This window comes from Clostridia bacterium (assembly GCA_035561135.1).
Taxonomy (GTDB): Bacteria; Acidobacteriota; Terriglobia; order Terriglobales; family Acidobacteriaceae; genus DATMYA01.
Map to the genome: position 1 here is coordinate 16,463 of DATMYA010000022.1, position 25,192 is coordinate 41,654.

Here is a 25,192-nt window from a genome sequence, read left to right on the forward strand (position 1 = left end):
GGTCTGAGTCACGCAACGCATTCGTCATCAAAACAGGCCAGGACCAGAACAGCAGGCCTGCATTACTTCTTGAACTCGAAAAGCCGTTTACAGTGTCCGGTGACGAATACAAATTCTTGGTAGCGACCGCCAGGCATGATGATACTGCACTTCGAAACCTAAGAAAGGGGACGACGGTAGGCTGCAACCTCCTGCGTTTGCCGCAGAGCCGAGCAGAGAGTGGGGCTCCGTTCGACACAAGTTGGTGGCGTGGGGGGTGGGGTGCCGCCATCGGGGATGTCACTGTTGAGTAACCCGCTATGGGTATGACGGCGGTGCGGAGAATTTGCGTGCATGTACGATGCCGGACAATTTCGACACGCAACTACGATGCGGGAAGCATGCGTGTACGACCTCCCCATTCTGCATGTCTCGGAGAACTGCGTTTCGAAGGTGCGCAAGTTCACCGGCAAAGAACGCGATACAGAAACCGGACTCGACTACTTCGGGGCACGATACTACGCCAGCAATATGGGACGGTTTAGCTCTCCTGACGAACCGTTCATAGATCAAGACCAGAGCGATCCACAGAGCTGGAATCTGTACACATACGTTCGCAACAACCCTCTGAGCAACACGAACCCGACCGGCAATGCTTGTGTAAACGGAAAGGACGATGACCGAGGTGGAGAAACGTGCGCACAAGTAGCTGCTGCGGATGCGGAATATCAGAAACAACACAGAGCCAGCGCAACTGTAACGGCAAATGACGGCACACAAGAGGGCCGAATTTTTGAGCTTTCTTACGCCATAAGCGACCTCACTAGGCCGCATTCCTTGTTGGACGTTATCGCGAATGCCGGGCCGTATGCGGTAGGTGGTTACGGTCTCGCAAGATCGGCTCTTGCAGCCCCAGCAATTACGACCTTGAATGTTGGTCGCTACGTTACAGGCCAAGTGATTGAGAGAGTGATTCAGACGCCTCAAGGTCCCCTTGTGATTAAGGGAACTATTGAAATCGTTGGGGACACTATAAAACTGAAGAACCTGTCTGTCGTTTCGCCCGGAGGAGTGGAGGTGCTGACTAATCCCGGCCCAGGCGCTTTGAAGACTGTTTTCGACGGGTTGAAGAGTGACTTTGCCCAGGCTGGTTTTTCAACTGCAGGTTACAGGTTTGAGAATTACTGGTGCGAATGCTCCACGGCTCATCAACAAAACGATAAACCTCAAATAGCACCGTCATCACAGAGGAGCAGGATTCAATTATGGTTTCCGGTGAGCAATCTCGGGTCGCGCAGGTCACCTTTTCTGAAGGCGACTCTGAAGAACTACTCGTGACGCCCGTTGGTCCAAATCTCTACAAGCTAGAAGAGAGTTCGGCTCTCGGGGAAGTAAACTACCACGACATAATCGAGACTGAGACCATTGCGGAAGGAATGTTGCGATGCTTGCGGATCGTTACTCCCTCTGAGCTGAGAACTATGAGTTATGTTGTGCCGGAGGACCTGTTCGAATCTAAACGTCTCGCGGTCTTGCTGGACAGAGTTGTTAGTAGCGGAGGCAATTGGGAGAGAATGTTCGGCGGAGTTCTCGTCTTCCATGTACCGCCGTCCGAGGAGCCGTCCATCATCGGCGACATGAATGCTGTGCTGGACGAAGCAGGTTTATCGCCCAGAGGTGGAAGCCGAAAAGATGGTGTTTGAACAGACCGACCTAAGCGTGGCGTCGCACTGATGTGCAGAACAAAACCCTCCCGGAGTCGCCTCTTGGGAGGGTTCTTTCTTTAGCTGCCCGTCGAAGCAACGGCCGCCCCGGAGGGCGGCCGTTGTGGTTAGAAGTGCGGGTTAGAGGGCGCGAGCGAAGGCGATGTTCATGGCTTCGATGCGCTTGATGATGGCGTTGCGGCGGGGTAGTTGTAAAACGTCCCCAAACAAAACATCCGCGCCGTCCCTCCCACCTAGCGCCCGGCGGTGGCTGCGGCGGCCTTGTTCTGCGGGGCAGGTGGTGGTGGGTTTTTCCCCGATCCGTTCGCGGCGGCTCGACTCTTGAGCGTGGCGATGACGGGCTTGATGCGGCCCGGTGCCCCAGGTTCGCGAAGCTAACCTGGGGTTCCATGGCTACGATGCACTGGCGCATCAGTATGACGAGCTCTGCAGCATGTTCATCAGCGTAGTCTTTGCGGGTTGTAATTCTACCGGCAAAGAACGCGATTCCGAAACCGGCCTGGATTACTTCGGTGCGCGATACTACGGCTCAAACACGGGGCGGTTCATGACGCCGGACCCACACTCCGTCCAATCCGTCGGGCTGGGCACCGTTTGCTCCCGCTGCAATGCAAGCTAGGGAATACAGAGCAATTTCGCCGCCTTCACCTTGGCTTCATCGCCGCGTCGGTCATAAATTAGCGTTGTACTGATATTGCGATGGCCAGCTAGCTTTTGAACCACGGACAGGTCGGCACCCGCCGTAAGCAAATCCGTGATGAACGTTCGGCGGAGGTCATGTAGAGAAAAGTGCTCCACGCCCGCCTGTTCGCCCCGTCTACGAAAGATGAGTGCCAAGCCGTCCACGGTCATCCGACGATGGCTGGGCTTCCCACCCCGAACAAACGGAAGGAACAGCGGCCCATCCCAATCGCCACGGGCGTCCACCCACGCATCAAGGGCGAGCTTAACGCTCTGGAGTACGAACCCTTGCCTCTGTTTTCCACCTTTGCCATCCACACTGAGCGTTCCTTCCGCAGCGTCATAATCATTGAAATCCAACGCGACCAGTTCCGAGCGACGAAGGCCGATGCCATACAGTACGGATAGCAACGCAGTATCTCGAATTCCGGCGAGACTAATGCCAACTTCTCTAGAGTGCGAGTAAGCTCTCTCTTCGCTTTTTTCGTGATACTTTGGGCCAGTTCTCTGTTCTCAGTTGCTATCCCGATTCGCGCCTCCATGTTAATAAACCGAGCCAGCTCCGCGGCTCTCGCAATTTCGGAGCGCTGCCGATTTGAGAGAGAACGCTCATCAAACCATTTCAGTAACGACAGAAGAGCGGTGGTTGATGCGGCGCATATTGGAGCACCGACCAAAATTACTTTGCCAAGTTCCACGGGCCACCTGATTTGTGTGCTTTTGACTGAGAGCCGAAGGCTACTGCTCCGCGATGCCAATTGCAACAAGTGAGAAAATTGATTTTCTTGAGCGGGGCATGGGCGGGAGAAATATGCGGCAACTAGCGAGGCATCGCTTGGTCACCCAAGAATTCAGCGTACATCAATTGGGTCACCCGATAGCGTTTACAGCTTGCGACAAAAATGCACTTAGCATTCGAGACCAAGACGCTCACGCCTCTGAGATGGGCAAAAGCATAAATTGACTACGGTCTCTTTTCTGCACGTTCTTGCCATTTACCACCGATGAGCTCTGTTGCAATAGTCTTAGTTGTACCGTCGAAAGAAACGCTTATAAGCACAGCCAGTTTTACTTCGCCCAGATAGTATGACGAACTCGATAGCGAACTATTCGAATACCAATCCCGGGAGAGACCGGCTGCGTGATAAATGGTTTCAGCAATTCTTTTTGCAAGTCGGTTGGCCTCGGACGAGCGGTATTTGTTGCCAGTAACCAGTACAGCCGTGCCATCAATTACGACTTCAGCACGCACACTGGAGTCGGTAGGAGTTGCGGCTATTGACGTGACACTAATACGTGCAACTGGATAATTCGTTAGGGAATTCACTGCTTGCGTGAGGCGAGCCTCTTCCTTCCGGCGCACCTCTTGTGTCGCGGCAGCTTTCTCTACAGCATCCACGTCAACCAGCTCGGTCTTATTATCTTCCGAGCGTGCCAGTTGCGCAGCTGCCTCCTTTTGCAGAGCAATTAGTCGTTCTCCCTCTTCCTTAATCAGTGCCGCTTCATGGGCAGACCGCTCGGGGTCGGAGGCTCGACGAAACACCATCTGCTGGTCGCCTCCAATCGCTCCGAGTATATCGACGAGTTCCCAACCAAACTTACCTAAAAGGTCCATTTGGTTTTCGGTAGATAGTGCTTCGCTAGCAGAAGTCACCCCAGCTCTCGAATATTGCACCAATTTCGACAGCCCGCCAGCTTTTATCTCTGGGCTATCAGTTGGGTCGGTGAAAACCGTCTTGTCGAAAGAGACAACCAGATACTCCCAACGTTTATCTGACGACGGCGTGCCAGCCGGTATGGAGCGAGATAGAGAGGGACTCTTAACGGCAGGCGCTTTGGTCTGTGCAGCAAGTGTTATCGAACCCAATAACAGGAATGCTATGAAACGAATTGAACGTTGCAAAATCCTGTCCTCCAAGCGATGCCCGTCAGATTAGAAATCCTGTTTGGGTAAATCTGCAAAATCAGCAGAACGATACGCTACTCAAAAACAGGGCGCAACAGCTTACTTTCAAGCCGCTCAATCCTTTGCGGCTGGTTTATCGGCGCTACCCCAAATCAATTTCCCGATTTCTTTCACTGCCGCTGCCCTCTGTTCCCACCACGTCCCTGTGTAGATGTTCTGCGTGACATCCACCGTGCTGTGCCCCATGTTGTCCCGTGTAACTTCTGGGCTGGCCCCTGTTCTCATTGAGAGGCTGCTGTGCAGATGCCTGAGGTCATGGAACGTGCATGGCAATCCGAGTTTCGTCAGGGTCGGCTTCAAATGCCGACGAAGGAGGTTCCGACGATTGATTGGCGAGCCGTTCGAGGCTGTGAACACCAAGTCGTCGGGCTTGCGATGCCGCGATAACTGAAATGCCTTCTGAAACGTTTCTTTAATAACAGAATCGAGCGGCACATCACGGTCACCCGCTTCCGTTTTTGTATCGTCAAATTCACCTTCATAGAACCGTTCACGGATTTGAATTCTGTCGGCCAGCACTCGTTTCCAACGGAGTGCATCCACCTCTCCGAACCGAAGTGAGCAATGCACCATCAGGATGGCCAATGCGTTCGTTGGCCAAGGAAGCGCTTCGATAAGATTGCGAATTTCAAGAGGGGTAAGCAGCACGCGCTGCCTACGCAGCACACGCGGCAAACGAACACCGACAGCGGGATTGTCCTTGAGCAGTCCCCACCGTTTGCCTTCGTTGAGAATGGCGCGGAAGCAAGCGTGGAGGTTCTTAACCGTCTTCGGCGCTAACTTCTTTTGAGCGTTGACGAAATCTTGAACGGCAATACGGCGAATCTTCGTTAGCCGTGTGCTGCCGAAAGCGGGTATGAGGTACGTTTCCAGAAAGAACTCGTAGTTCATCCGGGTCGAGTTCTTGAGGTGGCGGGATACCTTGTCCCTGTACAACTTCACGAGCGATGAGAACGTGTCCCCATCGGTAGAACAAAGGTGCGGTGAATTGTTGCGCTCGTTCACCTGTTCCATGAATTCATCGGCACGCTTTTGTGCCTCCCGCTTGGTGGGCACGTATTTCTTTGACCACTTCTTCCCGCGCTTGGTACGGGGATTGGTCGTGTAATCCCAAAAGTCGATGCGCCACTTGTCCCCAAATTCCTTAACCTTTACGTTCTGATACCGTTCCCTCAAGCAATGCCCCCTAGAACCGAGGAGAGGACCGGTAACAGTGAAATCAGGGAAATTCAAGCTGCTTGACCCAAGTGCGCTCATGCCGCGTGGCTCCCACGGTTGCGCACAAAGGAACGCAATTGACCGCAGCGGCAGCGCACGTAACGCCCAACGTGGAAAAGGGGTAGGTCGGCCTTGTGCTGGTAAACCCAGCTTGCAGGCACCCGCAGCAAATAAGCAATTTCCGGCGGGGTGAGGATGAAATCGCACGAGCCATCACCCGTACAATTGTGTTCGAGAAGCAATTTAGTTTTCGCCATGAAGCCCGTTTCGAATCAGCCCGTATTCTCCAGCCCGAGGCTAGGCCGAATTTCGGGGCTTCGTTTTTGTTGTTTGCATATCGTTCCTCCTTTGGTTTGATTTGGGGCTGAACAGTGGATAACCTTCAGCCCCAAAACGCCTACTCGTTCACTACATCCTCATCGGCATACGGGGACGGGGGGCACGGGTTCTGGAGTTCAGCGGCAATGCCGAATGCCTTCTCCAATGAGGTGCGAACTACTGCCCAATCCCCGCGCTTGAACTTACGAGCGTCAACCTTGCAATGCCGAATCGCTTGCACCAGCTCGCCGCGTTCAACGCTGGAATAGAAGCAAGCTTCATCAATTGAAAGCAGGGGGAGGCACTTCAAATCATTCAAAGTCCTATAACGCCAGTACTCGCATTCCTCCTGGGTAAATGAATCCTTTGCCCAATCCATCATCGTGTACAAATTTTCCTGTGGACACTTTCCATGCTTCATCCGATTAACCTCATTACTTCACCGCCCGTATTGTTTCGGCCCGAGCGAAGGCCGAAGTTCTGCGGAAGCAGCGATGCCGTGAAGGTAATGGTTGCGATTCAGGCGTGGTATTCGCGAAAATGAGGGCATCATGCCTAGAGTTGTTACCAACCCGCTGGCCGCGGATGCCACTGGCAACTACGCCGTGGAAATGTTCGTTGATGAAATCGAATGGCACATCGAAAACGACCCGGCCCAACGCAGTTTCGCTGAAGTTCTCGATTGGGCATACCCTCGCAGCCGTAAGCTCTCCTACGAGGAAGCAAATAGACGGGCGCTCGAAGCCAAAACACTCCACGAATGCCACAGCATTCTGAGGCAGGCAGGCAAAGGCAGTCGGGGGCGCGTGGCGAAGCAGCGTATTCCTGCCATAAAGGCGCTCATCTACCACGAGCAACTCAAATGGACGTGGGCCAAAGTGGCAAAAGTCTTCTGCGCTTGTGAAAAGAAAAAGCATGATGCGAACTGCCCCCTCCGCTCCGAAGTAGTGCAACTGAAACGACTGCTCCGAAAATACGGGGTCTCGTTCCGCTAGGGCAGATGGAATGAAATAGGGCGATTTGTTTCCAGTGGGAAGAATTCAAGGTGTTTCTTTCCAGCTACCAGACGCGATTGCAAAATCCTACGCTGCTCGCATGAACGAATCACCCGTATTACCAAAAGACATCACCAATCAGAAAAACTCTGACGGCCCCTATCTCCTGCCGAACTCGTCCACCGCTGGGTCGCCAGAAAACCTTGACACTGAAGACGAGCAGGTATTGGAGGCTCAAGCCCTGCAACTGTGGGACGAGCACAAGAAGTGCGAAGAGGCCATCGCTCCCGTCCTGTACGCGCTCTGCCAGAAGTTGAATGCAAAGGGCAAGAAGGGTGAGGGCTTCAAGGCGTGGTTGAAAACACATAAGAAACCCAAAACGACGGCATATCGCTGGATTCGCCACTACTGCAAGAAGACCAATAAAGAGCTTCCTTGGCCCGAGCAGCACAAATCGAAGGCAGAGGATGGAACCTCGTCCCATGTGGGACAAGGCGGTTCCGCTCTTTCGATGAAATTGAAAGATATTGAACAGGTAGTGTTCACGTTCTTGCAATCGCTTGAGGGGAACGACAGGGCGGCGATTGCAGACAACTTAATCCAGTGGATTCGTGGGCACGTATCGGATAAACCTAAGTTCGCTGTCTCCACCACGCCGCAGCAACTCTTGAAACTTGCGAAAGGATTTGTGTTTGACGGTGGCACGCTACGTTCTAGCGAAGGTGTGAACCTAAACTTCGTGACCACGGAACCTTCTCTCATTGCACAATGCAACGCTGCTGTGCTTAGGAAGGTAATCACGGCTTCTGCACGGTTCGCTTCCGAGCATTCGGGCTATCAGTTCCTGCAAGATGGCGTCCACCTTAGCTTCGAAGGGGGTGAAGTCCGTGGACATTCGGGCAGCGGCTCCATGTGTTTTGAGACTGTTTGTGAAAATGTTCATGTAAATAAGCTCGTTGATTTGTTCATCCCAAATCCCTACCTCTTTGCCGTAGCGGGTGTCGGTTCGCTGCCGTCCGATAATGTCATGATTGCTCAGTCCGGCGAGAACATCATTTTTAGCTGCCCGCCGAAAATCGTCGCGTTCAAATTGCCGATTGGCGAGTTCCTTCCAACTGTCCAATCGGCATCCTATCCTGAACAGGTGTGCATCGTTGATTCGAAGTCCCTACGTGAAGCGTTGCTCAAGGGACGCAAAGTGGAATACCGCGCAATGATGTCCACGTCCGGTTCATCGCTGATGGTCGCGGCCCAAGACCCAGAGTCGGGCAGTACATTCGAGTGCGGCATCTCTGCGAACGTTCTATCTGAGCGCGGTTTCGCGCTTAACGCTGAAGTGATTTTGCAGTTTCTCAATGGCGCATCAGGAGATGTGGCGCTGTCTTCAAAACCGCACGTGGCCGATAAGAAGGCACCGCCAGTTCTGTTCGAAGCAATCGGGAGGAAGCTGGCGCTCGCTCAAATAACGCCGCCAACTTACACGGGTGAATCGCTCCCACCGGCGGTTTAGAGCGTACTTGCCGAATACGAATAAGGCCCCCTGATTCTCAGGGGGCCTATCGCTATGCCGTGGAGTCGCAAGCAAGTATTTCAGTTGCCATGCTGGATTTCTGTTCCGTTGTTGAGAACGCTTGCAGTACCGCTGGGTCGTGCATCGGGTCTGCCGCATTGGTTTCTACCATGCTCTTGGTCGGCACCACGTCGGCTTCGTTTTCCGCTACAAGGCCAATCCCAACGTAGCAGGTGCCTTTGGCATTGCGCTTCGTCGCAAAGCGGAGCTTCATCTTCATCCCGAAACCCTTATTCGTAAGCTTCTCTTTTATTGAGAGTTTCTGAGCATCAGCCCAGTTGTCATACGCTATATAGAGCAGATGGGCTGGAATTGATGCATTGGGCTGCACGATACACACGTCGGCAAGAAACCCGGACAGAACATCGGATTCTTGCTTGTATTCCGCTGTGGCATCAGCAACCAGCTTCGGGGGATTGAGGCCATGCTTACGATATTCCAAGCAGCCCCGAACCGCCCAGGCGAAAATTCCTGCGGCTTCGGCACGCAGCTTTTCGGGCAAGCCCTTATCGGCCTTTTCGCCAGAGAACTGCTTCGTGAACGGAACGAGCAGAATGCTACGCCAGAAACCGAAGGAATCGTCTTTGGTTCGTGGCTTCTGATTTACCGCAATCCAGTACTTCGCAACCGGGCTGAACGTGAAGAATTCCTTGTTCAAGAATCGGGCGGTCATCTGGTCGCCGTGAACGAGTTCCTTGATACGGCTCTCGTTCAGGTATGCCGACTCGTCCATCTCAGTGATGATGGCGAACCTTTTGCCATCCAATGCTGCTACATCGTTCGGAATGGAAGAGCGCTTGTCGAGGTCGAACAGCAGCGAAGGAGCTTTGAATCCATAAGCTCCCAACGCATCCTTTAGCGTGTGGAAGAATACGCCCTTGCCGTTCGCGCCTGTGCCGTAGCACATAAACATCACCTGTTCTGCCGTACTACCCGATAGCGAGTAGCCAACGGCGCAATGGATGAAGTCAATCAAGTCACGGTTGCCGTCGAAGATTTCTTCCAAGAACTGCTCCCAGCGTTGGCATGGGGCGTTCGGGTCGAATTCCACATCGGTGGACTTCGTAATCTTGTCTTCGGGCTTTCCGGGGCGGAGCGTACCAGTCGTGAGGTCGAGCACGCCGTTGGGCGTGCCCATCAACCACGGGTCGGCATCCCAACCCTCGCCGGAATCGGAGATGGGTGGTTCTGATTTAGCGAGCGTGAGCATGGCATCCAGACGAGCCTTGCCTTCGGAACCGAAGGCGAATCGCCTTGCTTCCTTGCCAGAGTGACCGTCGAGTGCATCTTGGCGCTCACGGGCAACTTCTTTAGCCAACAGCATCACTTGCTTTTGTGTATCCGGTTCCCACCAATATTGCTTCCAGATGAGCCACTGGGATTTCTTGTGGTCGAAGCGAACTTGAGCGCCATATTTGTACGCGAACAGTTCGGCATTCCCGGCATCGGAGCACGGTGCCGTGCGAGCGAATTGGGCGACAGGATAGTTCACCACGCTCGTTGCAATCGCGACAACTTCATTGTCAGTTAGTGGCGGGGTGCAGTTCTTTTGATTGAATGCCCGAAGCGCAGCCTCAAGCTCATCTTGGGTGAAACCTTTCCTGCGAAGCTTCCCAGCTAAGCTGGTCAACTTGGCATTACGTTCACCTTCGGGAATGGCACCTGTGCCCCCTTCGGTGCTGGTATGTGCTTGGGTTTTGTTCTCTAGTGCAGCCAACAGCCAATCGGGCACGTCAGCAAGTGGGGCTTCGCCCAATTTGACGAGCCATTCGTATTCCTTCCCGCTGATGTGTAGGCTCGGCGGCGCGACAACGTATCCGCCGTCGCTCTTGAAATCTATACCGCCACCAAAGAGATTGTTCCCGCCTTTAATGCCATTAATGGGGGTCTTGAGGTAGACATGGTGGCCGCCACTGCCCGTTCGAGCAGTCGGAGTGTGAGGCAGTGGGCCATGCGTGGCAATAAGCTTCTCAAGAGTTGCATCGCCGCCGTTCTTTGGGTCTTCATCCAGAACGACAACCCCGCTGTTCTTACCCGTGGCGATGCCAATGTTGGCGTATGGATACTTGGCATTCCACTGTTCGATGATGGCCAAGTCGATTGTGGCGTTCTTCACACCATGTGGTACGAGGACACTAAGTGGATGTTTGCTGCCGGGGCACTTCGGGTTCCCGCACAGCGGTTTGCCATCAACGATGGCGCAGACAGGTAAAACAGGGATATTGAGTGAAATGAATTGCTTTGCAGCTTCCAGAAAAGTCATTTGATTCATAAATGGGCATAAGCCCTCCGTTTCCGAGCAAAGCCATAGGGGCACGTTTTTCGTGCGCTGATGCTGTGCTCTTCAAGATTGTTGAAGGAGCCAATTGTTATTGACTTTAAGGTGGGAACTGCTAGCGTGGACTTAAGGCTTGGAATACCTACCGTTCTTCTTTCAGTTCGCACCGCGCTCCCTTCGGAGCGCGATTGCTTTTATAGCCACGATGAATTCCTTTTATCGGAATACTTCGCTGGACTGGGGATGTCCTAGTTCCTAGTCTGCGGGATTTTACGACGATATCAAGAGCTTTTTTTTCATCAGAGCCATTCTTCGTGTAGGGATGTAGGGTCATGTAGGGTTATCCCCATTGCGCTTCAAGTCTGAAGAATGAAACGTCTTATATTTCTGAGAGCAGAGGGACAACCCTACACACCCTACATTCCTACATCGGCAAATTGGATTGGATTGGTTCAGTCCGAACCTGCCGATGCCTGCACACGGTCAATATACCCGGATAGTCGAGATGTCTTCGGGTACAAACAAGAGATTACTTTGGTATTGCCAGCAACTTCGCCGCCTTCACCTTGGCTTCATCACCGCGCCTGTCGTAAATCAGGGTTGTGCTGATGTTGCGATGGCCAGCGAGCTTCTGAACCACGGATAAGTCGGCACCCGCTGATAACAAATCCGTGATGAACGTGCGTCGAAGGTCGTGCAACGAAAAGTGCTCCACACCAGCCTGTTCGCCTCTCTTTCGGACAATCAGTGCCAATCCGTCATCTGACATCCGGCGGTAGCTGAGCTTCATCCCCCGAACGAACGGCACGAACAACGTCCCTTCCCAATCGCCACGGGCGTTTACCCATGCATTCATCGCGACCTTCACGTTCTCAAGAACGAACCCGATACGCGGTTTTCCACCCTTGCCATCAATGCTCAGGGTTCCTTCCACGGCGTCGTAATCTCTGAAGTTCAAACCGACTAGTTCGGAGCGGCGAAGCCCGATGCCGTATAAAACGGAGAGCAACGCTGTATCTCGTATCCCTGCGATGCTGGTATCGGCGGCGCAAGCATCGAACAGCTTCTTGAGTTCTTCGTTCGTCAAAGCGCGACCACGGGGTTCATCCTCGGTACGGATAGAAGCAATGTCGGAAGCCCGTTGGCAATCATCATGGCTCATAAGCCCGAGCCTCCAACATTCCTTCAGCACACCCCGTATGGCAGCAAGAATTCGTTTGCACGTGGCAGGTCGATATCGGGTCAAAAGCCAGTTTCTTACTGCGGCAGTTTGGTTGTAACGAATCGAAGGCCAGTCCACGTCGTTGGCATCGGCTGGTCGGCCCAGAAGAAAGGTGGCCACTGTATCCAAACCATCCTTCATTCCCCGACGCGAGCCGATGCCGAGGTGGTCGATATAAACATCCACTGGGAGTGCAGAAGGCCGCCTGGTGCCTTCCGGAACAGCCTGATGGGGCTTTGGAACTAAGAACGGAACACTCATTTTCTCTCCTTGAATGATGGTTGCAAATGGTCGGTAGAAGACCTTTTCACATTTCCAATCTGTTAGTGCGAACGGAAACGGCAAAGCCCTCACGAGAGAATCGGGGCAAAACGAAAAACCCCAACCGGCAACGGCAGGTCGGGGCAATCAATCGGCTTCGGCAACTAGGCTTCGGGCTGGGTCTTCGGTGCTTCGGGTTTGGGCACCACGGAAGGTTTCGGGATAGTCTTTGGCTTGGATTTCTTGGCCGTTGCCTTCGTGACCTTCTTGAGTGAGGCCTTCGATTCCGTAGCCTTCTTGGCCTGCAAACTTGAACTGCGCTTGAAGCAGATGAGGCGGCCATCAATGCGAACTCCCTTGTTGGCTGCGATGCAGAGCCGTGCCCGAGTCGGTTTGCATGGGTCTTCCGAATTCGGGTCGTAGTTGCGGTCTGTCTTGGAAGCCATTTCCGCGATGCTGGCTCCGTTTTCAGCCATCTTCTTCAACTTCGCCCAATCAAACGGCACCCGTTTGGGTGCTTCCTTCTTCGCTGCTTTTCCCATCGCTTCTCCTTGTGCTGGCAATCCCAGCGGAATACAGCGATGGGTGCGTCTCCATCCACAGTCGCTCTCGGTGCGTGTTAACGGGCCACGCTCTCAGCGATAAGACAAATCCTTTTGACAAAGGCTTGCCGACCCTTCGGGACACGATATCGAAAACGAGTTTTGCCATACCCACCCCCCGGAAAAGCTCACCGGATTTTCAAAACTCGAACCCAGTTTTTCGGAACACCCGAGAGATAAGGGGTTCTGAGACGCACTTATGCACATGAACAACCTAAGACGAGATGACGGTATCCCCGCCGTCGTGAAGTTTCCTTTTGGAAGGCTCGTGGCCACCCCCCGCGCTCTGGAATCATTTCAACGAACAGGCGATAGCCCCATCCACTTGTTACGCCGACACCTTGCAGGTGATTGGGGCGACATGGACGAGCATGACCGCTTGGAGAACGAGCGTTCACTAGCGGAAGGGTTCAGATTACTCTCGGCATATCACCTGAAAGACGGAACGAAAATCTGGGTGATTACGGAAGCTGACCGCTCTTGCACGACGTTTCTTCTGCCCGAGGAATACTGAACTGAGAGGGTATGGTGGCCAGTGACGCACCTCTCGCCCATGAGCAACCTAACGATGAAAGACGAAGAAATTCTGGGGAAGCTGTTCGAGATGACCGGGTACTGCGAGGCCGTGGTCGGTATTCGTTTCAAGAAGACAGCCCCACGACCCGATAACAAGCACCTTGGCCGATTGATTGAACAAATCGCTTATCACGTTCGAGAGATTTCGAATGAGTTGCACGAGTTCGCCCGTGGTTGGGGCTACGAGTGAGCATCCAATGGCGCATCATCCCATGTTCCGCACGGACTAGACGAAGTTGATGACGTGCAAATTGCCGCAACTGTTTTGACAGGTTAGGGATGCGCGGATTCTAGTTCGAAATGACCACCCGCTCGCCATGTGTGCCGCAATACCCAAGCGGGCACGGCGACTGAGGCTCCACGTTCCCGCACTTCAATACGGCCAATGAGTGGCCGATTCCTCACGCAACCCTCGGTTCTCGTTGCAGATGGGGACAATCGAAGAAGGATTTACCACCCGCCCAAGGGTATCGGGAACACCTCAGGGACTGGGGTTCCACGTTCCCGCACCTTTAGACACCCATTGATGCGCACAGTTGTTCCGCAACTGTCGGACGTGCTTACAGATGCGGCGAACTCGAACCGCCTTAACCACTCGCCCAAGGGTACCCGGCCCATTTCGCTCGTTTTACAAGGGTCTCCACACAAAACTTCCGTTGAGGCTTTTCACTGCGCAATAATCGAGAGCATGAATGTTCACGATGCGTTGCAGAACTTGGAACTTCCGCAGTACAGCGGAATTCGTACTGTCTTCGGGAAGGTGCTCGAAAGGCGTAGCAGACGCGCTGAGCCTCGCTGCACATTATTCACTTGGTTGGCGCTAGAAGCTCATCCTCTCGAATTGCTGAACGAAGACTGCAACATTTATGTGACGGAAATCGGAGCCGAGGACGCGCAAAAGAAATGCAATGCAGACGTTCTGGGAAACGCAGGACGGCCATTTTCGGATTTCAACGGTTCCTGCGGCGATTTCTGGGCAGAAATGGCTGCGATACGAGTGCTTCGCGATGCGGGTTATAGTCGCCTTCGTGCGGTTCACAAGCAATTGCCTGACGGCACAACTAGTGATTACGAGGGCTATCGTGGGGAATCAGCCGCCTACATTGAAGTCAAGAATATAAGGGCGAATACCACGATTCTCGACGCATTTAACCACGAACTTCGCCGCAGGTACGAGGCAGAGCCTGAGCAGTTCGGATTCAACGTGGCCGTCGATTACCCGTATGACAACCCGCCGACGGCAGAGCAGGAGCGCCGGATTGTGGCATTTCTGGAGTCAATCCGTGGATTGAAACCGCCGTTCACAAAGGAATTGGACTTGGTCGAATCGGTATCAAGGATAACCGTGCGAGATGGCGAAGGAACAACCATGATGACACGTGGCTGGAGTTGGGAATCACCTGAGCCGATTAACAAGGACTGGTTTCTGTCCAAGGTTCGCTCGAAAGCAGAAGACGCTTCTTCGCAGATGCGCGACGATGCACGTCTTAAAGTCCTTGTGATTAATTTTGATTCGCCGTCAGGCTCGCTTTCTGGTGACTTTATCGAAAGCGCACGGGGTGTTATGCGCGATGCATTCGGTGGAAACGTTGACCCGTACTTCCTTCTTTATCGCAATGACTCACAAATTTAGTTCGAGCGGGCGGTTCGCCAACCTGATAGCGAGCCGCCCGTTCTCCTACTCGCTATTTCTTTGAACGCTTAAAAAGCAGCCCCGCGTCCGGTGTACGGGAAATCTTGTTCCCGTTCAATCCGAATGTCCCTTCCGAGGATACGTTCCCAAGGGGCTGCCCGTTTGTATCGTAGACGTGTCTCTTGCCATCAGGCAGTTTTGAAGTTGAACCGATTCGCTTCCCGAATACATCCCAGATGTTCTTTGCCATAACAACCTCCTTGACCCTCGATGCGTTCGTGGCCGAACCATGCCTCAACCGAGTGAGGGGCTAGCCGAACGGGGACGCACCAATGGGCTGGAGGACCTCTATGAACCCTTTGCTTCATCGCATTCAGCAGTTGCTAAAAGACAAGCTTGAAGTGAACGCAGATATGGAAGATGACCAATTGCATTTCTCGGGCAGATGCGGCCCTGTAACGTCGCGCATTCGAATCACGGCAGATGAATCGCTGTTGACCGTGATGGGGCATTTCCCGGTGTTCGCGAGCACGAGCAAACGAGCAGCCGCTTGCGAAACGGTGGTCCTCATAAATTGGGGGCTGTCTGTGGCACACTTCTCGCTTGATACGGACGGAGAAATCGTCTGCATTGCCCAGATGGTTTTGTTCGATGGAACGCCGACTGACCGCCAGCTTGCAAGATTGATTCATCGTGTGTGGTCGTGTTTGGAGTTCTATGCCGAATCGTTAATCGCAATCCTTACGGCAGGAGCAGACCCAGCGTTGACCATCGCACGAGCGGAAAAGCTCCGAACCGAATCACGTCGGCAAGTTGCAGCGCCCGATTTGAGCGTCAATTAGTCTTCGTTCATGCTCGACAAACCGAAACAACTACCATAGTATGGCAGTTGTTTCGGTACGAATTTCATGGCCAGCCAAACTTTCAAGTCGGTTTATTTCGCTGATTTCCCTGCGCCTGACGGCGCTCGGAATACATTCAAAATTGCATTCGGCACGAAGGAGTGTGAGCTGTACGAGCAGGTTCGTGGGCTGAGCAGCCATGAATTGCGAGGAATCTTCGGTCATCAGGACTATCTCTCGTTGCAGGAAGCTGCGCAATCCGACGGGTTGCCATTGAACAGCTTCTGCGTCCGCATTCTGAAGACGTGGGCAGAGAAAAGAACGGGGGAGGCCCAGCCAGCCCTCTTCGGGATGGAAGATGTCGGTGTATATAGCACGTTCAAGAGCAGCAAGACTGCCCCGCTTCATCGGTGGTATCCCTACATTGAGGGGTACGCACCAGAATTCGTTCAGCATGTAATGGAGCGGCACAGCCCCGACTCCACTAGCATCCTTGACCCGTTCGGGGGTGTTGGAACAACCCCTATCACGGCGGCGAAAGCCGGAAAACGAGCTTATTACTGCGAACTCAATCCACTGCTTCAGTTCCTTATTCAGGCAAAAACTGCAGCCTTGTCGTTGGCCTCGAAACAACGTGCAGCCGTTGCGGATAGGTTGAGAGAACTGTGCAGTCAGTGGCGCAATCTCGTAGTCGGCTCCGCTTCCGATAAGCAGCTCGACGCGTGTTATCAAGCGGTCTTCGACAAGAGTGCATTCTTTTCTGAGAGAACCTATCAGCACGTCCTGCAAGCACGAACCGCGCTGGACGAAATCAGCTGTCGAGAGCCCTTAATCGCACGGTTCGTATCAATAGCAATTCTCGCTTCTCTTGTTCCTAGCTCACTGCTCTGCCGAGCTGGCGACCTCCGCTTCCGGAAAGGGAAGGAACTTACCGACATTGAAGACTTTATCGACTTCACCCAACGTAATTTGCAGACCGTCGCAGACGATGTGGAGACCGCGGAGCAACTCGCAACGCAACCGATTCTCGTAACCGGAGATGCAAAGAGGCTTTCCAATCTGCCTGCACTGGGGGTGGATGCTGTTATAACCAGCCCACCATACCTAAATGGCACGAATTACTTCCGCAATACCAAAATTGAGCTGTGGTTTTTGCGGGCTCTACGCTCGCAAGCTGACTTGTCAGCGTTCCGGGATTCGGCTATCACCGCTGGCATCAATGACGTTCGCGGCAAGAAAGATGCGTGCACAGCACCTGCTGTGGCTGAGCTTGTTCGGCGATTGGAAGCAAACGCATACGATGGGCGTATCCCCCGGATGGTGGCTAACTACTTTTACGACATGGACCTGCTACTGAAATCGCTTAGGTCTCACGTTCGCGAAAACGGCACCATCGCAATAGATATTGGGGATTCCGTTTATGCGAAGGTGCACGTTCCAACGGATGAGCTTCTCTGTTCACTGGCCGAGGCTCTGGGCATGGAGCTTCGGGAATCGGTGCACCTCAGAACCAGAGTGTCGCGAGATACTTCTCCATTGAAACAAGTGCTGCTGGTCTTCAGGAACACACCAGGCCGGGCGGCTGTCGCCGTCACACGGCACAATGATTGGGATAAGCGCTGGTTAGGTTTCAAGAAGGCGCTCCCGCACCAGAAACCGCCGCTATCAAAGCGCAACTGGGGGCACCCACTCCACAGCCTTTGTTCATATCAAGGGAAGATGAAACCTGCACTCGCCAGCAAGCTTGTCGAAACATTTGTTCCGGAAAATGGTCGCTTACTTGACCCTTTCGGAGGCGTTGGAACGATTCCGTTCGAGGCGGCGTTACAGGGGAGGTTTTCGTATTCCTTCGATATAAGTCCAGCTGCATTGGCAATCTCGCGTGCGAAGCTCGGGAAGCCCACAAGGGAAGCGGTGAGCACAGTTCTGGCGGAACTTGAGACGTACATAGAAGCCAATGAACCGACAAAAGAAGATATTGGCAGAGCGGAGCAGATTCGTTTCAACAGCGTTCTCTCGGAATATTTTCACCAGCGAACATTCCGCGAGATTGTGTTGGCTAGAAAGTTCTTCGCGCAGCGTCAAAACCAAGACGCCAGCAGCTCATTAGTGCTCGCTTCACTTCTACACGTTCTGCATGGGAATCGCCCTTATGCGTTGAGCCGTCGTTCACACCCGATAACGCCGTTCGCTCCCAGCGGGCCTCGCAAGTATAAGGGGGTTGTGGCTCATGTTCGAGCAAAGGTATGTCGAAGTTTGGATGAACAACTCCCATCCAATTTTGTTGAAGGGGAGGTGTTGGAGTGCGATGCGACGGCATGTTGGCCGCAGCACGTGAACGACTTGGATGCGGTGATAACTTCTCCTCCATTTTTCGACAGCACTAGATTTTACCTCGCGAATTGGATGCGTCTATGGTTCATGGGATGGGAACGAGACGATTTCAATGTTCGTCCGCTTTCATTTGTTGACGAACTGCAAAAGCAGTCCTTTTCTGTCTATGAACCTATCTTCCGCCAAGCTCGAGAACGCATCAGGAAGAATGGCGTAGTGGTGCTGCACTTAGGACTGAGTCGCAAATGCGACATGATGAAGGAAATAGAGAAGGTGGCCGCCCCGTGGTTTAGAGTAGCTGACCGATTCTCAGAAAACGTTGAGCATTGCGAATCGCACGGCGTGCGCGACAAGGGCACTGTGAACAAGCACCAGTATCTTGTTCTCTCGTGACTAACCTTCTAGGGCGTTAGCAGCACGTTCCCAAACGTCGCGACGGATGTTGTACTCGGTTGTATGTTGTTCTTGAATCGTGAGACCTGCAGGATTTTGAATAAATTGAACGGTGGGAGTGCCCGCAAGATTCTCAACCGCAGCCAAGTAAAAGTTGTTTCCGTATTGCTGGGCGGCTGCGTGTTCCACCCGCGTCAGGGAAATCGAGCCTAGACGTGCCAAGCTACTTTTGACCTCAACGAGCATCACTGCTTCACCATTCTTGGCCCAAAGGTCGAATCCAAAGCCACGTCGATTCGTGTAGAACACAACTCGCCATCCTGCTGCCTCTAGGAGCTTCGCGACGAGAAGTTCTCCTTCAGCGCCTCCGTTCGGGTCGCGTGGCAGCGGCGGCGCATTCAACGCGGCATTAGCTGGAGGCTGTGGAACTCGGAGCGCAATCCCTCGCTGTGCGCGGACTGGCCGGACAACAGCAGCAGGTCGCGGAACCCTCGTAACGGGTTCGACAGCGGTTCGTGTCAGTCTAAGAATCTGCTCTGCGCGAATGGCGGAAATGCCGAGGGAGAAAAGCGAGAAGGTGTGAAGGCCCATGTCGCGCCAGTTCTGATAGCTCTTTTCTCCGGGCACACGAACTTGAACTTCGTGGAGCAATTGCTGTCTTTGGGCATCATTAACGTTGCGGAATTCCAAGATGCCATCTACAGCCCAAGCAATTTCCTCATCGTTGCGAATGCGGGAGAGAAATAAATCATATTCGTCGCGGTCAATCCATCCGTGTGTCCGCTGCAACACCTGCAATGTAGCTCTGTATGGACGGATTTCGAAGTCTTGGTACTCTTGCTGTCGAGTTGCCGTGTAGTAGGGCCCTCTACAGAAGACAATCTCTCCGAGTGCCCGTTCCATAATCGCATTGGAATCGTTGGCAGTTGCTAAGTCCACGCCGAGTGGAGTTAGGTTTATTTCATCCCAACTTCGTCCATCCGTCCGCACCAATAAGTTAAGTGGCATCTCCATTGCAAGAAGATGATGTCGTCGCAGGGTAACGCCGGGGTCAGCTCCTGTAACGCCCACCAGTGCGGCCAAGTCACGATAGTTGCGCGCCCCGAGCCGTATAGGCCCTTGTGAACCCAGATTGTAGAGGTACTTCGCCACGTCACTCAGTCGAGCACTGCTGAGGTGAACACGAGTGATGAGGAACCAGCCGCGGTCTCCTCTATCTGCCTCATCGAGTCTTCGGACTACTGAGCGTCTTAAGTCGGCGAATGGCATGTCTGCATTGACATTCGTAACATGCGCATCGGATTAACGCAATCGTGTGTTCCTTTTGAATCAATCGAATGCGAACAAATGTAGTGCGTCAATCCTGTTGCGGTGGTACATAAAGTGAATGGCACGAAGGAAAAAATACACAGCGGTTGAAAAGACGGGGCAGGTGCGCGCCGCCCATGTAGCAGGCCAGGGAGATGTCGTCTACAGAGGATTCCAGTGCCTGAACAGCAAATGCGAGGAATACATATTCAAGAAGGAGGACGAACTCCTAAACGGTTTCGAATTCGCCTGCCCAAAATGCGGTTTTGAGTTTCAGTCCGGCGAGTCGGTGAAATTCTACGATTACAAGCTCGTCAAATTGCCGAAAAAGGAGGTCTTAAAGAAAGGCAGCTTCGAGGTCCTCCATGACGACTATGTTGAGGAATCGCAACGATACAAGTACTGCATTATCTGCAATACGATGAAGCCGCTGTTGTCGTTCGGCGCGCACGAGTCGCGCAAGTCGAAGCATCAAGGTGAGTGTGCAAGTTGCAAGACCCAGTACAACACCATAAAGAACTCGACGCGAACGCCCGACCAGCATCGCGAGGCAGCGCAGAACCGTCGGCTGCTGGTTGAAATGGCAGGGATAGGCAAGCTGGACAGCAAGGCAATTTCCGAGCGCTTCAAGCAAAAGTGTTTCAAGTGCGGCGTTACGCTTGAGAAAGTGTCCGACGCGAATATCGACCATACGCTTCCCGTTTATTATCTGTGGCCCGCCACGACGGGGTCGGCGACTCTGCTTTGCAAAAAGCACAACGGCCAAAAGCTCCGAAAGTGGCCATCGAAGTTCTACGGCAAGGAAGAACTGAAACGTCTCGCGGTGTTGACCGGCATAAAGCTGGAAATACTGGAGGGAAAGCCATTTTACAACCCCGATGCCATAGAGAGGCTAAAAACGCCTGATGCCGTTGACAAACTGCTCACGAAATACGCGAAATACAAAACGGAGCTGCAGAAGCTCCGAAATCGGCTGAAATTGGAAGCAGGCGTGGACATCTTCGCAGTAGCTTCGCAACTTTCGCCCGACTGGGTCACAGAAGCGGACAAAATGACGAGCGCAGCAAAGGGCAAGGCCGCCAAGGGCGGAACTGATTAGCGCGGGGGGCTGATGGCTATTCCTAGTTTGTTCGATATAACGCTTCCGATGTTGAAGTTGCTCGCCGACGGTAGCACTCACGCATTAAAGGAATTGGGCGACACACTAGCTAATCAATTCGGATTGACTGAAGCGGATTTATCTGAGCGAATCCCGAGCGGGATGCCAAAGTTCAAGAATCGGCTGGGTTGGGCGCGTTCGGAGCTTAGGTTGGCTGGATTGGTAGAACTTCCGAAGCCGAAGCATTTGCGCATCACAGACCGTGGGCGGGAGGTTCTGCGGTCAAATCCTGTGCGCTTAGACCGTTCCTTCTTCATGCGGTATCCCGATTACGCTGAAGCGGTATCAGGTCGAGAAAATCGCACCGAACAGACCTCCGTCGCTGTCGCTGTCGCACCAACCTCCGTTTCTCTCGATGCAGCTCCGGAAGAGGTTCTGGAAAGTTCATTCAGCAACATTCAGCATCGTATCGAGTCCGAGCTCCTAGACAAGGTAAAAACATGCAGCCCCGCTTTCTTCGAGAAGCTCGTCATCGACCTTCTTCACAGGATGGGATACGGCAAGTTCAGAGACGGAGCGGCGATTGTCACCGGAAAGCCGGGTGATGAAGGAATTGACGGAGTTATAAGCGAAGACCCGCTTGGCCTAGACCTTGTCCATGTTCAGGCGAAGCGGTGGGAAAACCCGGTTGGCCGACCAGATGTGCAGTTGTTTGTAGGCGCACTGCAGGGGAAGCAGGCCCGAAAAGGCGTATTCATTACCACCTCGTCTTATAACGAAAATGCACGCGATTACGTTAGGACTGTAGGGGTGAAAATCGCTCTGATTGATGGGCAAAAGTTGGCTCACCTTATGTACGAGCACAACGTCGGCGTCAGTGACCGGAGAACGCTTGTACTCAAATCCGTGGACTCCGACTACTTCTTGGAGGACCAAGAGGATTGATGACGGGAAGGGCCATGCCCGCGCAGCACAAATTTTACGGGTACAAGATGACGGACGACACGGGGTTTGCGCCGTGTGCGTCGGGCCAGTACCTCTCGTTGGCCTGTTGTATGACTAGCATCAGGGGTCGTGCGCCACTTGGCTCGTGGGTCGCAGGTTTCGGCGGTAAACAATTCGGCAACGGGCATCTCATTTACCTGATGCAGGTCAATGAGGTCATGACTTTCGACCAGTATTTCAGGGAAAAGCGATTCCGAGACCGTCTCGATAATGTGTATTACAAAGAGAATGGCGTGTATCGTCAGATTACCTCCGCCCGTGCGCACAGAACCGCTCGCGAGCAGGAGCACGACGTTTCTGTTGACCGTGTTTTGGTTGCTAGTAGATTTGTATATTTCGGCAATCGGCCCATACACGTGCCGCAACAGTTCGCACCTCTCGTCCCGCACCATCGGAACTACTGTGTCAATGATGGCGAAAAAACCTCTGAGTTTGCGGCGTGGGCCTTCACGCATGGAAGTGGTTGTCTCAGCGTCCCGCACCAGCCGTTACCCCCACTTCCGGATGCTCTTATCCATATTCAGGGCGTAGGCTTAGCGCATTGATGTTCCGCAACGTGTTGTGAACGCATCGTGGGCATGGAATTGATGATTTATGCCGTACTGCTTCCCGGACTGCCTCGCTGAGTTAACTGGCGATTTCCGCGAAATACGTGGGTGTGCATTTCGGGAGTGCGAACTCAGTACGGAATCGCCGCGTGCCCGCGAGAGTTGAAACGGGGGCGCGCGTATTCATGCCTGCTTGGAACCGAGAGCAACTCTACGCAGAAGTGTGGGAGCAACCACTCCTCAAAGTTGCCGCGAAATACCACATCTCTGACGTGATGCTTGGGAAGGTCTGCCGAACCCTCCGCATTCCACTGCCTGGGCGTGGGTATTGGGCGAGAAAGGCCGCAGGTCAGAGATTAACGCGGCCTCCGCTGCCAAAAGCAAAGAATCTTCCAACATTGACGTATGTCGAGCGTACTGAAGCCATGACTACTCACGCCAAAGAGCCAACACCTCCCCAGCCTGAGCCAACTGATAGAGAATACCTCGCAATCAAGGACTTCGAATCAAAGCCGTGGTCTTGGCCAGCGGACGTGCCAAGGCACAAGCTGGTCGTCAGTACTGAAAAGAGTCTCAAACGGGGTACGGTTGACGACAAAGGTCGGTTGCAACGCCATTGGCAGGCCGGGCCGTGCCTTGACGTACACGTATCGAATGCTCAATTGGAGCGAGCACTCGGATTGATGAACGCCGTCATCCGAACGCTCGAATCCGAGAAGTGTCCCATATCCGTTGAGCACGGAAAGCACGGAACAACAGCACTTATCTTCGCCCAACGCATCTCGTTTTCCGTGGTGGAGAGGTACAAGGAAAAGAGTCGGCACGTTGTTCAGGAATCTCCCAATTGGACTCGTAACGCTACCGAATACCAACCATCAGGCGAACTCGAATTCCGGGTCGATGAAGAGCACTGGCAAGGAATTCGGTTCCATGACCGAAAGAAACGAAAACTCGAACAGGCGATTCCAGAAATCGTGAGCGCCATGATGCGGGCGGCTCGTGACTGCATCCTGAGGGCGGAGCAACAGCGATTAGCTGCTATCGAACAAAGGAAACGAGAAATCGAACGGCTGGAGCTTTCAAAGCAGATTGCGGAAGAGGAGAAGAAGGTACAAGAGCTTGAGCAATGGACTAGCCGTTGGGTGCAGGCACGAAACATGCGGGAGTTCATAACGGCGTTGCAGTCCTACTGGAAGCAGCAAGGTGTTGACCTGTCCGACGGCTCGGAGAAGGCGAACCGGCTCAAATGGATGTTTGAGCAGGCAGACCGAATTGACCCGCTGGTAGCCAGTCCGCCGATAATTGACTGTAAAGGCGAGCTGAATCGGTATTGGTAAAACGCTATTGGGGCTGTGAAAGCGGGTGTTTCAGGAACTGGAAGATTTTATAGCTGTTTGTAAAGACTTCAGTGGCGAAGTGCCACGCTGGTTGCTCGTCACGGTCAATCGTGAGTTCGCGCTCAACGACACTGCTCAGAGGCCACCCGCTCCGAACGCCAAAAATATCTTCCGATTTGCATTTTCCGCCCGTTACCTGCACTGCCGAAAAATACAATCGCCTGAAGCTTGGCGACGTGACCGTGTATTGGACCCGATACTCGTCATCCTCGATAAACCCGTCTTCCTCTTTGTGAGGCACGCGTTGGAAAACGATGAGCGCGCATGGTTCCACGTGCAGTTCAGTAAATCTGCGCAGACTTGCCTCATACGAAGCACCAAAACTAGGCGCGAGTTCTAGTACGGTCCGCAGCGATGTTGGAAGGCTGAGAGCCTGCTCAGTGAAAAGTTTTCCTTGGAACAGGAGGTCGGCAGCGAACTGATTCGCTTCTCTCTCCATCCGCGCTTTTGTCCACCAACTCAGAGTTTGGTCGGTGTCTATAAACAGGTTTTCGAAGTGGTCGGGCAGGACGCAGTGCGCGATTTCGTGGAAGATGCTGAATCTAGTGCGTTGCTCTCCCATACCTGATTGGGTCGCAACGACCTTTTCATCAAGATGCAACGCAGCACGAAGGTCACCAGCGGGTGCAGCATCCTTGCTAACGAAGGGAACCTCGCTCATGAAATCGAAGCTGAGTTGCTGAAGACCCAAGAACGAAAGTAGCTTCTTCTCGTTCGTGGGCAACAATCCCGCAGTACCCGCCTCAACGAGTAGCGTTTCCAGAATTTCTTGCGAGCCAATGTCCTCGTGAGGATTGCTCGCGGTGTGGAGCTTAGCCATTCTTCTTCTGCTTTATCGTGTCCGCCACCCGGCGCTTAAACTCCTCAGAAAAATCAGGAGGTGCGAAAGTTGCAATCGTGTCCTTCACCGCTGCACTGCGAACATGCTGCAGCCACGCCTTCGCTGCGTCGGTAGGCTTCATTTCTGAAGTCGATGAAGAATAGAAATAAGTTAAGGGCACACCGTAGTAGTCAGCGAGCTTCTTGAGCACCGGCCCACGTGGCAGGTTTTCTTGGTTTTCCAGCGTGGAAAGTGTCGTGATAGGCATCTGCAGGTCGTTCGCGACCTGCTTCTGAGTACGGTTACCCCGAAGGCGACGGAGAAGGTCTCCGAACCCCGCCATGACGGCCTCCCTGGTCCAGTACGAAAATTTCGTAATGCCGAAGTAAGATTCTGCCATATCCAGAGAACATTGTGCAGAAA

23 protein-coding genes are annotated in these 25,192 nt (G+C 53.3%); 13 read left to right on the forward strand and 10 right to left on the reverse strand.

Annotation, left to right across the window (positions count from 1 at the left end; translation table 11 throughout):
- Nucleotides 1-384 precede the first annotated feature (384 nt).
- The 3 genes from VN622_05880 to VN622_05890 all read left to right on the forward strand — a co-directional run bounded on the left by VN622_05880 (nt 385) and on the right by VN622_05890 (nt 2,322).
- On the forward strand, nt 385-1,317 hold the full coding sequence (locus VN622_05880) for an RHS repeat-associated core domain-containing protein (GenBank protein HWR35383.1): 933 nt from the start codon (nt 385-387) through the stop codon (nt 1,315-1,317).
- A gap of 143 nt (nt 1,318-1,460) precedes the next feature.
- Entirely contained in the window at nt 1,461-1,682 is a 222-nt protein-coding gene (locus VN622_05885; GenBank protein ID HWR35384.1) for a hypothetical protein, read from the forward strand.
- Nucleotides 1,683-2,058: 376 nt separating this feature from the next.
- On the forward strand, nt 2,059-2,322 hold the full coding sequence (locus VN622_05890; GenBank protein HWR35385.1) for an RHS repeat-associated core domain-containing protein: 264 nt from the start codon (nt 2,059-2,061) through the stop codon (nt 2,320-2,322).
- Here VN622_05890 and VN622_05895 read toward each other — a convergent pair.
- The 4 genes from VN622_05895 to VN622_05910 all read right to left on the reverse strand — a co-directional run bounded on the left by VN622_05895 (nt 2,319) and on the right by VN622_05910 (nt 6,307).
- Complete coding sequence (locus tag VN622_05895; protein ID HWR35386.1) at nt 2,319-2,825, reverse strand: tyrosine-type recombinase/integrase; 507 nt, start codon at nt 2,823-2,825, stop codon at nt 2,319-2,321. The genes VN622_05890 and VN622_05895 overlap by 4 nt on opposite strands.
- 523 nt (nt 2,826-3,348) lie before the next feature.
- Nucleotides 3,349-4,287: a hypothetical protein gene (locus tag VN622_05900; protein HWR35387.1), complete on the reverse strand. Its 939-nt coding sequence runs from the start codon at nt 4,285-4,287 to the stop codon at nt 3,349-3,351.
- 117 nt (nt 4,288-4,404) lie between these two features.
- Nucleotides 4,405-5,526, reverse strand: a complete 1,122-nt coding sequence (locus VN622_05905) for a site-specific integrase (protein ID HWR35388.1) — start codon at nt 5,524-5,526, stop codon at nt 4,405-4,407.
- Nucleotides 5,527-5,965: 439 nt separating this feature from the next.
- Complete coding sequence (locus tag VN622_05910) at nt 5,966-6,307, reverse strand: hypothetical protein (protein ID HWR35389.1); 342 nt, start codon at nt 6,305-6,307, stop codon at nt 5,966-5,968.
- 130 nt (nt 6,308-6,437) lie between these two features.
- Between VN622_05910 and VN622_05915 the strand changes: the two genes are divergently transcribed.
- Both VN622_05915 and VN622_05920 read left to right on the forward strand, forming a co-directional pair.
- Nucleotides 6,438-6,881 (forward strand): hypothetical protein, encoded by a 444-nt coding sequence (locus VN622_05915; protein HWR35390.1) that lies wholly within the window; start codon nt 6,438-6,440, stop codon nt 6,879-6,881.
- A 25-nt stretch (nt 6,882-6,906) separates the two neighbouring features.
- Nucleotides 6,907-8,391 (forward strand): hypothetical protein, encoded by a 1,485-nt coding sequence (locus tag VN622_05920; protein HWR35391.1) that lies wholly within the window; start codon nt 6,907-6,909, stop codon nt 8,389-8,391.
- Nucleotides 8,392-8,443: 52 nt separating this feature from the next.
- Here VN622_05920 and VN622_05925 read toward each other — a convergent pair whose 3' ends face one another.
- From VN622_05925 to VN622_05935, 3 genes are all read right to left on the reverse strand, one after another.
- Nucleotides 8,444-10,723 (reverse strand): phage/plasmid primase, P4 family, encoded by a 2,280-nt coding sequence (locus VN622_05925; protein HWR35392.1) that lies wholly within the window; start codon nt 10,721-10,723, stop codon nt 8,444-8,446.
- A 535-nt stretch (nt 10,724-11,258) separates the two neighbouring features.
- On the reverse strand, nt 11,259-12,296 hold the full coding sequence (locus VN622_05930) for a tyrosine-type recombinase/integrase (GenBank protein ID HWR35393.1): 1,038 nt from the start codon (nt 12,294-12,296) through the stop codon (nt 11,259-11,261).
- Between the two features lie 80 nt (nt 12,297-12,376).
- Nucleotides 12,377-12,754: a hypothetical protein gene (locus VN622_05935; protein HWR35394.1), complete on the reverse strand. Its 378-nt coding sequence runs from the start codon at nt 12,752-12,754 to the stop codon at nt 12,377-12,379.
- Nucleotides 12,755-13,382: 628 nt separating this feature from the next.
- Between VN622_05935 and VN622_05940 the strand changes: the two genes are divergently transcribed.
- The 4 genes from VN622_05940 (at nt 13,383) to VN622_05955 (ending at nt 18,592) form a co-directional block, all read left to right on the forward strand.
- Nucleotides 13,383-13,580 carry a hypothetical protein gene (locus tag VN622_05940; GenBank protein HWR35395.1) on the forward strand — a complete coding sequence of 66 codons (198 nt, stop codon included), beginning with the start codon at nt 13,383-13,385 and terminating at the stop codon, nt 13,578-13,580.
- 807 nt (nt 13,581-14,387) lie between these two features.
- On the forward strand, nt 14,388-15,023 hold the full coding sequence (locus tag VN622_05945; GenBank protein ID HWR35396.1) for a hypothetical protein: 636 nt from the start codon (nt 14,388-14,390) through the stop codon (nt 15,021-15,023).
- A 350-nt stretch (nt 15,024-15,373) separates the two neighbouring features.
- Nucleotides 15,374-15,865, forward strand: a complete 492-nt coding sequence (locus tag VN622_05950; protein HWR35397.1) for a YbjN domain-containing protein — start codon at nt 15,374-15,376, stop codon at nt 15,863-15,865.
- A 66-nt stretch (nt 15,866-15,931) separates the two neighbouring features.
- The gene (locus VN622_05955) at nt 15,932-18,592 is read left to right on the forward strand and encodes a DNA methyltransferase (protein HWR35398.1); all 2,661 of its coding nucleotides are present in this window, start codon (nt 15,932-15,934) and stop codon (nt 18,590-18,592) included.
- Here VN622_05955 and VN622_05960 read toward each other — a convergent pair whose 3' ends face one another.
- Nucleotides 18,593-19,744, reverse strand: coding sequence for a DUF3883 domain-containing protein (locus VN622_05960; GenBank protein HWR35399.1), 1,152 nt, complete (start codon nt 19,742-19,744; stop codon nt 18,593-18,595).
- 235 nt (nt 19,745-19,979) lie between these two features.
- Between VN622_05960 and VN622_05965 the strand changes: the two genes are divergently transcribed.
- The 4 genes from VN622_05965 (at nt 19,980) to VN622_05980 (ending at nt 23,889) form a co-directional block, all read left to right on the forward strand.
- Complete coding sequence (locus VN622_05965) at nt 19,980-20,999, forward strand: hypothetical protein (GenBank protein HWR35400.1); 1,020 nt, start codon at nt 19,980-19,982, stop codon at nt 20,997-20,999.
- A 12-nt stretch (nt 21,000-21,011) separates the two neighbouring features.
- Nucleotides 21,012-21,944 carry a restriction endonuclease gene (locus VN622_05970; protein HWR35401.1) on the forward strand — a complete coding sequence of 311 codons (933 nt, stop codon included), beginning with the start codon at nt 21,012-21,014 and terminating at the stop codon, nt 21,942-21,944.
- Nucleotides 21,944-22,549: a hypothetical protein gene (locus tag VN622_05975; protein HWR35402.1), complete on the forward strand. Its 606-nt coding sequence runs from the start codon at nt 21,944-21,946 to the stop codon at nt 22,547-22,549. The genes VN622_05970 and VN622_05975 overlap by 1 nt, the downstream gene beginning before the upstream one ends.
- 665 nt (nt 22,550-23,214) lie before the next feature.
- Entirely contained in the window at nt 23,215-23,889 is a 675-nt protein-coding gene (locus VN622_05980) for a hypothetical protein (protein HWR35403.1), read from the forward strand.
- Between the two features lie 4 nt (nt 23,890-23,893).
- Here the strand turns inward: VN622_05980 and VN622_05985 are convergent, their stop codons facing one another.
- Nucleotides 23,894-24,769, reverse strand: coding sequence for an ImmA/IrrE family metallo-endopeptidase (locus VN622_05985; protein ID HWR35404.1), 876 nt, complete (start codon nt 24,767-24,769; stop codon nt 23,894-23,896).
- Nucleotides 24,762-25,169: a helix-turn-helix transcriptional regulator gene (locus VN622_05990; GenBank protein ID HWR35405.1), complete on the reverse strand. Its 408-nt coding sequence runs from the start codon at nt 25,167-25,169 to the stop codon at nt 24,762-24,764. Before VN622_05990 ends, VN622_05985 begins: the two co-directional genes overlap by 8 nt.
- Between the last annotated feature and the right edge of the window lie 23 nt (nt 25,170-25,192).

Coding starts and splice junctions, on each gene's coding strand:
- VN622_05955 (HWR35398.1), top strand. CDS start 15,932: ATGGCCAGCCAAACTTTCAAGTCGGTTTATTTCGCTGATTTCCCTGCG.
- VN622_05935 (HWR35394.1), bottom strand. CDS start 12,754: ATGGGAAAAGCAGCGAAGAAGGAAGCACCCAAACGGGTGCCGTTTGAT.
- VN622_05975 (HWR35402.1), top strand. CDS start 21,944: ATGACGGGAAGGGCCATGCCCGCGCAGCACAAATTTTACGGGTACAAG.
- VN622_05965 (HWR35400.1), top strand. CDS start 19,980: ATGGCACGAAGGAAAAAATACACAGCGGTTGAAAAGACGGGGCAGGTG.
- VN622_05940 (HWR35395.1), top strand. CDS start 13,383: ATGAAAGACGAAGAAATTCTGGGGAAGCTGTTCGAGATGACCGGGTAC.
- VN622_05970 (HWR35401.1), top strand. CDS start 21,012: ATGGCTATTCCTAGTTTGTTCGATATAACGCTTCCGATGTTGAAGTTG.
- VN622_05915 (HWR35390.1), top strand. CDS start 6,438: ATGCCTAGAGTTGTTACCAACCCGCTGGCCGCGGATGCCACTGGCAAC.
- VN622_05910 (HWR35389.1), bottom strand. CDS start 6,307: ATGAAGCATGGAAAGTGTCCACAGGAAAATTTGTACACGATGATGGAT.
- VN622_05950 (HWR35397.1), top strand. CDS start 15,374: ATGAACCCTTTGCTTCATCGCATTCAGCAGTTGCTAAAAGACAAGCTT.
- VN622_05885 (HWR35384.1), top strand. CDS start 1,461: ATGAGTTATGTTGTGCCGGAGGACCTGTTCGAATCTAAACGTCTCGCG.
- VN622_05990 (HWR35405.1), bottom strand. CDS start 25,169: ATGGCAGAATCTTACTTCGGCATTACGAAATTTTCGTACTGGACCAGG.
- VN622_05985 (HWR35404.1), bottom strand. CDS start 24,769: ATGGCTAAGCTCCACACCGCGAGCAATCCTCACGAGGACATTGGCTCG.
- VN622_05925 (HWR35392.1), bottom strand. CDS start 10,723: ATGAATCAAATGACTTTTCTGGAAGCTGCAAAGCAATTCATTTCACTC.